Here is a 10,793-nt window from a genome sequence, read left to right on the forward strand (position 1 = left end):
TTTAACAAAAATACGTGTGTTAACCTTTGGTACTGTGTAAAGCTTTAGTACTGAAAGCAATACTAAATAAACGCTTCAGGCTGCTTGGCATAAGGGCGAGCGACGTCTTTACTAATCGTACCTTTTGAGACGAGGTTTTTGAGTGTTTGATCAAGGGTAATCATACCTTCGCCAGCACCCGTTTGGATAGCGGAGTACATCTGAGCAATCTTATTCTCACGTATTAAGTTACGAATTGCAGGCGTGCCGAGCATAATTTCATGGGCAGCAATACGTCCACCGGTTTGGCGACGTAGCAAAGTTTGTGAAATAACCGCTTGTAGCGATTCTGAAAGCATCGCTCGAATCATGTCTTTTTCAGCAGCAGGGAAGACGTCAATGACGCGGTCAATGGTTTTTGCTGCGGAGCTAGTGTGCAAGGTGCCAAAGACCAAATGCCCTGTTTCTGCGGCGGTCAATGCCAAGCGAATAGTCTCAAGGTCACGTAACTCACCAACGAGGATAACGTCTGGATCCTCACGTAGTGCCGAGCGCAATGCTGGCTCAAAGCCTAGCGTATCGCGGTGGACTTCACGTTGGTTAATCAAACTCTTTTTAGACTCATGAACAAATTCAATCGGATCTTCAATGGTCAAAATATGCTCTTTGCGGGTTTCATTGATATAATCAATCATCGCCGCAAGCGTGGTAGATTTCCCTGAGCCCGTTGGTCCCGTGACGAGCACCACACCGCGTTTAAAGTCGGATACCCGTTTAAACACCTCACCCATGCCTAGGTCTTCCATGGTGAGCACTTTAGATGGAATGGTACGAAAAACAGCGCCAGCGCCGCGGTTTTGGTTAAAAGCATTGACACGAAAGCGCGCTAAATTTGGAATCTCAAAAGAAAAATCGGTCTCAAAAAACTCTTCAAAGTCGGCGCGTTGCTTATCATTCATGATGTCATAGATAAGCTGATGCACGACCTGATGCGTCATCTCAGGCATATTGATACGTGTCATCTCACCATCGACACGAATCATTGCTGGCATACCGGCTGAAATATGTAAATCCGATGCTTTATGTTTAACGGTAAAGCGCAGCAAGTCCTCGATGTTTAAAGTATGCTTTTCTGCCATGATTGGATATTCCTATCAATAAGTAAAGATGAGCCAAAAAGCGCTAGGATGTATCATCATCCATGAGTCTATGCCGCTATTTAGATGAGGCTCCTTAAAATTCGTTGGTCTTTGCGGTTACTATTACGATATTTTTTAGTAGTATTCGTTAGACCATGTAACAATATCATAACAAGACTATAGTTATTTAACCATCTACTAATAGTTATTTAACCATCTACTATATGAAGAAAATGCAAAAATAGTCCAGCTTTCCTTTATTTTAGTAATATAAAGTCATTGCTACTCCTTATTAAGGTATTGATGATTTAAATTGAAATTTTCTTATCTCAAGAACTATTAAAATAATTGCATAATTTACCCGTGAGTCCTTTATGAACGATATCTCTAACCAACAAAATAACGAAAACCATTTCGATGCTGCAAGATTAATTAAAAACTGGCAGCATGTAAGCGAACAGGTAGCGCAGGCGTGTAACGTTGCTACAAAAAAAGAGGACGATGTTGCCCTGCTAGCGGTGTCCAAAACCAAACCTGCCGAGATGATTGCAACGTTAGCGCGTCAAGGGCAGCGTGATTTTGGTGAAAATTACTTACAAGAGGCTATTGAGAAAATACAAGTTTTACGACAACAGCCACAATGCAAACAAATTGTTTGGCATTATATTGGCAGTATTCAGCGTAATAAGACCCGTGATATTGCTGAGCATTTTGATTGGGTGCAAACGCTTGAGCGTGAAATTATTGCCAAACGTTTAAATGAACAACGTCCCGCTGGAATGTCACCCCTTAATGTGCTAATACAAGTAAATATTGATAATGAAGACAGTAAGTCAGGATGTCTGCCAACTGAGATTCCAGATTTGATAACCGCTATTAAACATTATGAGCACTTACAGTTGCGCGGACTGATGATTATTCCAGCGAAAACTAACACCGATGCTTTCGCTCGCACCAAGCAATTATTTGAAGAGATTAAGCGTGAACATCCAGAGTTGCAGCAGTGGGATACACTGAGCATGGGCATGAGTGGTGATATGAATAAAGCAATTGTCAATGGCTCTACGATGGTACGCGTTGGCACAGCCATATTTGGCGCGCGTACCTGATTTTGAGCTTGGAATTAATTGAGTGTTAAACTCTTTAAATTCACAGCTTTTTTAGCGTGAAATGCCACTTTTATAAAACGGTTTCTTCAAGTTTGGTGACGAGTAGCTGGGTAATTTTAAGGTTGTCAGTCGCAATAATCTCAAAACGATAATTGGCGTACTCGATGGTATCCGTCTTTTTAGGAATTTTACGCAGCATATACATCATAAAGCCGCTAATGGTTTCATAGTTTTGGCTACGCGGTAAATTGACAATATCTAGCGCCCGAACGACGTCTTCGATGGGTGTCATACCATCGATGAGCCAAGAATTATCGGTACGTTGGACGATAGGTTGCTCTTCAACTGTCACCAGCTCCCCCATGACAATGCTCATCACATCGCGTAGGGTAATAACGCCAACCACCAAGCCATATTCATTGACGATGACGGCAAAGTCAGCGCCGGTCGATTTAAACATCTCTAACACTTCGAACAAAGACAAGGTATCCGGTACAAATAACGCCGGTTTTAATAGCGCTTTGTCGGTTAGGGTGACTTCTTGCTGATTAAGCACCAAGGCTAAAAAGCTGCGCGACTCGACATAGCCGATAATTTGCTCTAAATCGTCTTCCTCGCAGACCAAAAACTTATTGTGCGGCTGGGCAATCATTACCTCAACCACTTCTTTGGTGCTGGTCTTGCTATCAAAATAGATGATATGCTCACGCGGATTCATGACCGAAGTGACCGTACGCTCTTGCATCTCAAAGATATTTTCGATCAGATGATGTTCTTGTTTTTTAATTACCCCAGCTTCAGCGCCCGCGTCCATCACCGCATAAATGTCTTCTGGGGTCATATCATCTTGGCGCGTGGTTGAGATACCAAAAAACTCAAAAATGAGGTTTGCTGCGCCATCAAAGACCCAAATGACTGGCTTAAAAATAAAGGTTAGCGCCATCATGGGGCGTACCAGTCGTACCGCAAAGATTTCTGCATTCGACATTGCTAAACGCCTTGGCATCAAATCGGCAAGTAGGGAAAATAAGCTGGTAATCACGACGAATGAGATGACGGATGACACCGCTTCGTTATTGACTAATAGCTGCAAATAAGGGCTAATCGCTGACTCGCCAACCGCACCTGCTGAGATAGCGACCGCATTAAGCACGACTTGTACCACAGTAATAAATCCACCGGGGTTTTCTTGCATATGCAGGACATCGAGGGCGCGGACTTCGCCTTCTTTTGCCATAATTTGAAGCTTAATCTTGCGCCCAGCAGCGATAGCAATTTCTGCTCCAGAGACAAAAGCACTCAAGGTAAGTAATAAAAGAAGAAAAACACTAGCGGTTAGCAAACTCATGACGGACTCGGAAACTACAGATAGGATAGTTAAATAAAAAATTAAAGTAATTGAAATAAGCTGAAGTAAGAAATTATGTATAAAGGCTTAGAGGCGGCAGTAGATGACAGGAAATTTTTTATCAACAAAAACTAAAAAAGCTGGGTAAGTACCCAGCTCATTATAAGATATTCTGATTATATTATATCAAATTATATAAAAACTTAAAGTTATCCAACCTTTTAGCGTCTATTCAAATTAATAGCCAATTCAAAACACAGATAAGGCCAAAATGTTGCAATAAGACCTTTAAATGAGCCCTTTAATAGTAGCGCTTAGCCCTTTATTGACCATTTATTGACTAGAGGAAAACGGCGCTCACGACCAAAGGCTTTATGGCTAATTTTCGTACCAATCGCAGATTGAGCGCGTTTGAATTCGCTATTATCAACCATTTTAATCACTCTAGCGACCAAATCGGCATCAAATCCTTTATCGACAATATCCTGATAGCCCATATCTTCGTCGATATATGACATTAAAATACCATCTAGCACATCATAATCAGGCAAGCTGTCTTGGTCCTCTTGACCAGGACTTAGCTCAGCCGATGGTGGACGTACGATCACGCGCTCAGGGATAACTGGCGTGTCCTCTAGACGGTTTCGATAACTGGCAAGTTTATAAACCTGCGTTTTGTAAACGTCTTTTAGCACATCAAAGCCGCCTGCCATGTCACCGTATAAGGTTGAATAGCCAACCGCTAACTCTGATTTATTACCCGTTGTGATGACCAAATGACCAAATTTATTGGACAATGCCATCAGTATGACACCGCGTGCGCGCGCTTGGATATTCTCTTCGGTAGTATCGACAGGCGATTTGCTAAATAGAGGCGCCAGAGTATGACGAATGCCCTCAACCGCATCAAAAATCGGGCAAACTGTATAAGAAACATTTAAACGGCGTGCTTGCGCCTGCGCGTCTTCTAAGCTGATTTGTGAGGTATACTCATAAGGCATCATGACCGCATAGACTTTATCGGCGCCTAAGGCATCGACGGCGATACACAAGGTTAAGGCTGAATCAATACCGCCTGATAAGCCAACGATAATGCCAGAGAAACCTGAAAGATTGACATAATCACGCAAACCAACGACGAGCGCTTGGTACATCTCTGACTCGCGGCTTAATGATAGAGGCGCTTTTGCTTGCGAATCAAATTTTGCCGTTTTCACATCGAATGTAGCCAGCATGAGCTGATTCATAAATCGAGACGCTTCGTGGGCAACGCTGCCATCGGCTTGAATGGCCATAGAGCCACCGTCAAACACCAAATCATCCTGACCGCCAACAGCATTTAGATAAACGATAGGCAGATTGTTTTCGCGACTGCGTTTGGCGAGCAGGGTTTTACGATTGTCTTGTTTTTCAATCTCAAACGGTGAGGCGTTTAAGCAAACAACGAGGTCAGCGCCTTGTTGTTTAAGCTCGGCTATAGGACCTTTTTCCCACAAATCTTCGCAAATAAGCAGTCCAATAGTGATGCCTTTATAGTCAAATAAAACCTGATTGCGGCCCTTATCAAAATAACGGCGCTCATCAAAGACACCATAGTTTGGCAAGACTTGCTTATGATAAAAGCCTTTTTGATGGCCATTATGCAAAATAGCTGCCGAGTTAAAGGTGCCATGATGATCGACATGTGGATAGCCAACAATCATTACGATATCATCGATGTCACTTAAGCTTGACAACGCGCTCTTTACACGGCCAGATAAACTTGGGCGCAGCAATAAATCTTGCGGTGGGTAACCTAATAGCGCTAATTCTGGAAAAATGATGACATCGGCACCTTGCTCACGTGCTTGTAAAGCTAACGTGCGCATTTTTTCGGTATTACCATTGATATCGCCGACTAAAAAATGGGATTGAGCTAACGCAAAGGTCACGCTATCTTGCGATTTAGAAGCCGTATTGGCGTCGTTTGATGAAGTCAGATTGGGGTTATTAGTATCTTTTGCAGTGTCTTTTGACATTGTTATTGTTCCTATCAATAGGTTGTTTAAATTTGTTGAATCTATTTTGGTTTCAAATAAAACCAAATTAAAAAAATTTATGAAATTAACGCAAAATATCAGTGTTTGCTTATGCCCTCAAATGACGACTCTTAAATAGGAAGTCTATACTGAGCGCAACGCTTGGATAGGCATTCATGCAATGCTTATCGGCAATACCAAAATATGCAGCGCTGCTCTGAAAGTGAATGCTTAAGACTGACTAGAGTAGGGTAACAAATGAGGATTGCGAGAAATAATGTTAAAAATGCTGGCGCAGTTTACGACCAAAATAAATAAGTTCAACCACACTTCATCGCATTTAAACGTTCAAATTAATTCCTTTAGTATAACATCAATTGTCTGAACGAATAGAACTGAGCAGTGATTTAGCTCGCGAGAGATCACAGCAGAAGTCAGTAAAGAGGCGATAAATGACTATCCTTCTAAAGTAATAATTCTACTCGATAATTTTTAACAGTAGGTATCAATATTCGTGCCCACGGCGTACAGATAAATGTAAGTAAAGATTACAACATAGCCTTATTTATTTGGCTTATTTTGAGGCATAATAACCCGTTATTATGGTTTGATTTAACCTTAAAGGTAAGTACATAACAAAGAGTTACGGTTTTATCTAAAATTCATTACCCGAAGATTATTGCCCAAAACACTCGTTAATGGATACAGGGCGGACACAGTCTGTTATTGTTCTCCACCTATTTATAAACTTTACAGCAGAGCCGAATAGGCTGTCTGCTGCCCGCTCTTGGTTTATACGCTATGATCGAAAACTGGACAAAAGAATTTATTATTCAGCGCTTGCTGGCCATTACTTTGTTGGTGGTGCTGATCATATTGTGTTTTCAAGTGGTACAGTTTTTTATTGTACCGGCGCTGTGGGCGGCGATTTTGGCGTACGTTACCTTCCCTATTTATAATTTTTTTCACCAAAGGGTTCGCTTTAGCTCAAATTTTAGCGCAGCTATTATGACGGTGAGCATCACACTTATAATAGGTCTGCCGATTGTTGTCGGTGTCTTTATCTTGCAGCAAGAAGCCTTAAGCTTAATCAGTAATTTAATCTATCGTATCAAAGTTGGTTATTTAGATGTGCCAGACTCTATCAAGGACTTGCCTGTGATCGGTCAGCAAGTCAAAGATATGCTATGGAGAATCAATAAGAATCCTGAGGGAACGCTAGAGGCTTTTCGTCTTTGGGTACAGTCGCATCTATATTATGGCAAAGTCGCTTTCGATGTCGTATTTAGTGGTCTTGCCAAGCTTGGGATGGCGCTAATGACGCTGTTTTTCTTTTATCGCGATGGCACAAGTTTGGTACGTCAAATCCGTCAAGCGTTACGCAATATCATTGGCAATCGTATTGATGGTTATATTGATTCTGTCGGTACGACCACGCGCGCAGTGGTGTACGGTATTGGCTTGACCGCATTGGCTCAGGCACTGATTGCAGGTATCGGTTATTATTTTGCTGGTGCTCCGAGTCCTATTTTGCTTACCATTGTGACTTTTATTATTGCCTTGATTCCATTCGGCACGCCATTTGTTTGGGGCGGGGTATCGATTTGGTTATTGAGCCAAGGTCATACCGTAGAAGGTATTGGATTGGCACTATGGGGTATATTGGTTATTAGCTGGGTTGATAACCTTATTCGTCCTATCGTTATTAGTGGCGCGACCAAAATTCCTTTTATTATTATTTTTATCGGCGTGCTAGGTGGCTTGACCGCATTTGGCTTCGTTGGGCTATTCATCGGTCCTGTGGTATTGGCAATTGGTCTTGCGGTGTGGCGCGAGTGGATATCGCAGCATAAGAATGAGTTATTCGCTCAGCAAGAAGGTATGTTTGCTGACGCTCAACTTCCACCTAAAATCGCTGAGCAAAACAAAGACGAAAATATCGTTTCTGCTGACTAGAGCATGTCCTTAATTTAAACGATAATTTAAGCAATAATAAACTGAACTTATTAAAAAATATACGTTGCTAATCGTGCAATCATTGATAATAAACCTTTATAAATAGGAATATCTAAAGATGCCTAATGCTAACGCTACGAATAATGAAAATACGCGTCCTCTCACCATCATTGCTGATAGCAATATTACTAGTCTTGATGAGTTTTTTAATGCGTCCACGCTTGGGCAAGATGCTCAGCGTTCAGTAAATGTTATTGCCGTTGCTGGGCGTGATATCAATGCCCAGTTGCTTGCAGAACACCAGCCTGATGTGCTATTGATACGCTCAGTGACGCCAGTCGGCGAGGCACTGTTGGCAAATAATAACAGCGTTGAGTTCGTTGGTTCGGCGACTATCGGTACCGATCATGTCGATCAGGAGTATTTAGAGGCACGCAATATTACCTTTGCCAATGCCGCAGGCTGCAGCAAGCATTCGGTCGCACAATATGTATTGACCGCTATTCTAACCTTACGGCCGCAATGTTGGCAGCCATCAACGCCGCCATTAACATTGGGCATTATCGGACTGGGTAATATTGGCAGTACCCTTGCGCAATATGCTTATGATTTGGGTTGGCAAGTATTGGGTTACGACCCGCTACTGCCAGCGTCAAACGTCAATAACACCAGCTTCGAGCAAGTGCTTAGCCAAAGTAATGTGATCAGCTTACACGTACCGTTGACCGATAAAAAAGATGATACTAATGCTAGCGTCAGCGATTATCCAACGCGGCATTTAATCGATAAAAAGGCATTAGAGGCGATGCCGTCAGATACTCTAATAATAAATAGCGCGCGCGGACCCGTTATTAATGCGCAAGATTTAGAGGCAGATATTGCGTGTACGGGTCGCCAAGCGGTTCTCGATGTGTTTGAGTATGAGCCAAAAATTGCGGAAGGCTTATTATCCAAACTTGCTATCGCCACTCCTCATATTGCAGGCTATACCTTGGAGGGTAAGCTACGCGGTACGCAAATGATTTATGATGCGCTCTGCGAAGATTTAGCGGTGACACCTGTTCAAACTATGCATCAATTACTACCGCTAAATATGTTTTTATGGTCTGAGCTAAAGGCGCACCCAGATAGATTGGTGAAGTTTTATGACATTATGGCAGATGATGCTTCGCTACGAAGCGAGTTAGTTGATGGTGAAGTAAGTGGCGCTGACTTTGATAAACTGCGCCGAGAATATCATTTACGCCGCGAGTGGCAGTTTTAGAAGATAGAGTTAGTTCTAAATAAAACCAACATGGTAGTAGCCACGGGCGACTGGTATAAATTTTCCTTGTTTGCTGCTATCACAGAGGCTACGAAAAATTCCTCCTAGTCGCCATGATCGGTCTTAAAGTAAACCTAATATGGTCAGCTTTAAAATTCAAAATATCGCTTCGAAATCCATTTCTAAATGACAGTAAATAATAATGACCCAAGCAAACAACCTTTCTTCTAAACCCAGCTATGCGCCGACGATGACAGTAGCGATGGCACAAAAGCGCGCGCAATTTATCAGTGCTATCCGGCAGTTTTTTGCCGCGCGTCAGGTGCTCGAGGTACAGACGCCATTGCTCTCACAAGCGGGTAATACCGACACCTTTTTGCAGTCAGTTGCCGCGCATCTTACTTATCAAGATAAACCTTGTACCTATTATTTGCACACGTCGCCAGAGTTTGCTATGAAGCGCTTACTTGCCAGCTGGCAAGTGCCTATTTATCAGATTTGTCCGGTATTTCGTGATAATGAAATAGGCGTGCGCCATAATATTGAATTTACCATGCTTGAATGGTATCAGCTGAATTATAGCTTAGATGATATGGCGGCTGAGTTGGGTGAGCTATTGGAAGTGCTTTATGGTTATCCGATTGTGCTAAGCCATTACCGCTATGTCGATGCCTTTATGGATTTTGTTGGCATCCATCCGCTGACAGCGAGTCTTGCTGCGTTACAAGCGGTGGCAGAAGATAAGGGTTTGATAGGGTTTAATTTTAATAGTGCAGAAAACAGTGCAATCAATAGGGAGGAGGACATTCGGCAAAGCTGGCTGGACTTGTTGTTTAGTCATGCGGTCGAGCCAAACTTGGGTCACGATTTGCCAACATTGATTATAGAATATCCGCCTGCGACCGCGGCTTTGGCAAAAACGGCTGTCGATAAAGACGGTAATACGGTTGCCAAGCGCTTTGAACTTTATATTAACGGTATTGAGATTGCCAATGCTTATGATGAGCTGGCAGATGGGCAGGCGTTAAAAGTGCGCTTTGAACGTGACAATCAATTGCGTAAACGGCATCAATTGCCGCCAATGCCAATCGATGAGCACTTATTAGCGGCCTCTGATGATTTAATGCCTTGCAGCGGAATCGCCGTTGGTGTTGATAGGTTGCTGATGGTTATCACGGGCGCTAGCAGCTTAGAAGAAGTCATTCCATTTCCAAGCGGTTTGGCTTAGATTAGTTGCTTGCTACTAGGTTTAACGTAGCTACGAATTGGTCTAAAATTTCATAAGAAAAAAGCGAGTAAACCAGACGGCTTACTCGCTTTTTCGCTTTCTTTAAGTACCATAGAGGGACATTTTATTGATTATAGCTTTTGTGTATTACAATTTTTCGATGGCTTCTTTAATGGCATTTTCACCCGCATTGTCATCGTTGATGGTGATTTTGCCAGTACCTGCGCGCTCTTTTAAGGCGCCTGCTTGAACGATGGTGTAATCAAGGTTGCTATTATTGACCAACCATTGATCGGCGTAATGCTTACAGATATAGTATTCTTTTAAATCCGCAATACCGGGGCTGTTCCATTTGCTTGTATCTAATGAAAATACTGTGCTTAGCATAATATAGCGTTTAATGCCTTTATCTTTTACAGCTTGCATAGTTTTAATCGCGCCATGCAAATCGACTTCTAAGATGTCTTTGCCGCCAGAGCCAGCAACAAAATAAACCGTATCGATATCTTGCTCGATTTGTTGTTGAATAGCGTCTTTATCAGCTGTAATGTCTAAATCTAACTGACTATAATTGTTCTCGCTAAATAATTTTTCATCTTGACGGGTTGTTCCGATCACTTGATGGTCATTAGCTAATAATTGCTTAACCAAATCAGAACCCACTCGACCACTAGCACCAATGACTAAAATTTTCATTATTATTCCTGTCGTTATATACGTTATGATTTTTTAAGACTTTCTATTTAAAAACT

The 10,793-nt window shown here is 42.2% G+C and carries 8 protein-coding genes; 4 read left to right on the forward strand and 4 right to left on the reverse strand.

The features are described from left to right. Nucleotides 1-62: 62 nt before the first annotated feature. Nucleotides 63-1,118 carry a type IV pilus twitching motility protein PilT gene (locus B4K26_RS05945; RefSeq protein ID WP_296237910.1) on the reverse strand — a complete coding sequence of 352 codons (1,056 nt, stop codon included), beginning with the start codon at nucleotides 1,116-1,118 and terminating at the stop codon, nucleotides 63-65. Nucleotides 1,119-1,492: 374 nt separating this feature from the next. Between B4K26_RS05945 and B4K26_RS05950 the strand changes: the two genes are divergently transcribed. Next, entirely contained in the window at nucleotides 1,493-2,227 is a 735-nt protein-coding gene (locus tag B4K26_RS05950) for a YggS family pyridoxal phosphate-dependent enzyme (RefSeq protein WP_296244136.1), read from the forward strand. A gap of 70 nt (nucleotides 2,228-2,297) precedes the next feature. On the opposite strand, the gene B4K26_RS05955 is transcribed toward B4K26_RS05950, so the two are convergent. Together B4K26_RS05955 and B4K26_RS05960 are read right to left on the reverse strand one after the other, a co-directional pair. Next, nucleotides 2,298-3,575 carry a hemolysin family protein gene (locus B4K26_RS05955; protein ID WP_296244137.1) on the reverse strand — a complete coding sequence of 426 codons (1,278 nt, stop codon included), beginning with the start codon at nucleotides 3,573-3,575 and terminating at the stop codon, nucleotides 2,298-2,300. 314 nt (nucleotides 3,576-3,889) lie between these two features. After that, a complete protein-coding gene (locus B4K26_RS05960; protein WP_296244139.1) occupies nucleotides 3,890-5,593 on the reverse strand; it encodes an NAD+ synthase in 1,704 nt (567 codons plus the stop codon). An 801-nt stretch (nucleotides 5,594-6,394) separates the two neighbouring features. Here B4K26_RS05960 and B4K26_RS05965 point away from each other — a divergent pair. The 3 genes from B4K26_RS05965 (at nucleotide 6,395) to epmA (ending at nucleotide 10,041) form a co-directional block, all read left to right on the forward strand. Continuing rightward, nucleotides 6,395-7,549, forward strand: coding sequence for an AI-2E family transporter (locus tag B4K26_RS05965; protein ID WP_296244140.1), 1,155 nt, complete (start codon nucleotides 6,395-6,397; stop codon nucleotides 7,547-7,549). Nucleotides 7,550-7,667: 118 nt separating this feature from the next. Further along, complete coding sequence (locus B4K26_RS05970; RefSeq protein ID WP_296244141.1) at nucleotides 7,668-8,813, forward strand: 4-phosphoerythronate dehydrogenase; 1,146 nt, start codon at nucleotides 7,668-7,670, stop codon at nucleotides 8,811-8,813. Between the two features lie 202 nt (nucleotides 8,814-9,015). Then, on the forward strand, nucleotides 9,016-10,041 hold the full coding sequence (gene epmA / locus B4K26_RS05975; RefSeq protein WP_296244142.1) for an EF-P lysine aminoacylase EpmA: 1,026 nt from the start codon (nucleotides 9,016-9,018) through the stop codon (nucleotides 10,039-10,041). A 147-nt stretch (nucleotides 10,042-10,188) separates the two neighbouring features. Here the strand turns inward: epmA and B4K26_RS05980 are convergent, their stop codons facing one another. Then, nucleotides 10,189-10,737: an NAD(P)H-binding protein gene (locus B4K26_RS05980; RefSeq protein WP_296244143.1), complete on the reverse strand. Its 549-nt coding sequence runs from the start codon at nucleotides 10,735-10,737 to the stop codon at nucleotides 10,189-10,191. Nucleotides 10,738-10,793: the final 56 nt, after the last annotated feature.

Source organism: Psychrobacter sp. UBA6766 (assembly GCF_002453355.1).
GTDB lineage: Bacteria > Pseudomonadota > Gammaproteobacteria > Pseudomonadales > Moraxellaceae > Psychrobacter.

Bases quoted from the DNA above. Each gene is read 5' to 3' on its own strand.
- B4K26_RS05965 (WP_296244140.1), top strand. From the start codon at position 6,395: ATGATCGAAAACTGGACAAAAGAATTTATTATTCAGCGCTTGCTGGCC.
- B4K26_RS05970 (WP_296244141.1), top strand. From the start codon at position 7,668: ATGCCTAATGCTAACGCTACGAATAATGAAAATACGCGTCCTCTCACC.
- B4K26_RS05980 (WP_296244143.1), bottom strand. From the start codon at position 10,737: ATGAAAATTTTAGTCATTGGTGCTAGTGGTCGAGTGGGTTCTGATTTG.
- epmA (WP_296244142.1), top strand. From the start codon at position 9,016: ATGACCCAAGCAAACAACCTTTCTTCTAAACCCAGCTATGCGCCGACG.
- B4K26_RS05955 (WP_296244137.1), bottom strand. From the start codon at position 3,575: ATGAGTTTGCTAACCGCTAGTGTTTTTCTTCTTTTATTACTTACCTTG.
- B4K26_RS05945 (WP_296237910.1), bottom strand. From the start codon at position 1,118: ATGGCAGAAAAGCATACTTTAAACATCGAGGACTTGCTGCGCTTTACC.
- B4K26_RS05960 (WP_296244139.1), bottom strand. From the start codon at position 5,593: ATGTCAAAAGACACTGCAAAAGATACTAATAACCCCAATCTGACTTCA.
- B4K26_RS05950 (WP_296244136.1), top strand. From the start codon at position 1,493: ATGAACGATATCTCTAACCAACAAAATAACGAAAACCATTTCGATGCT.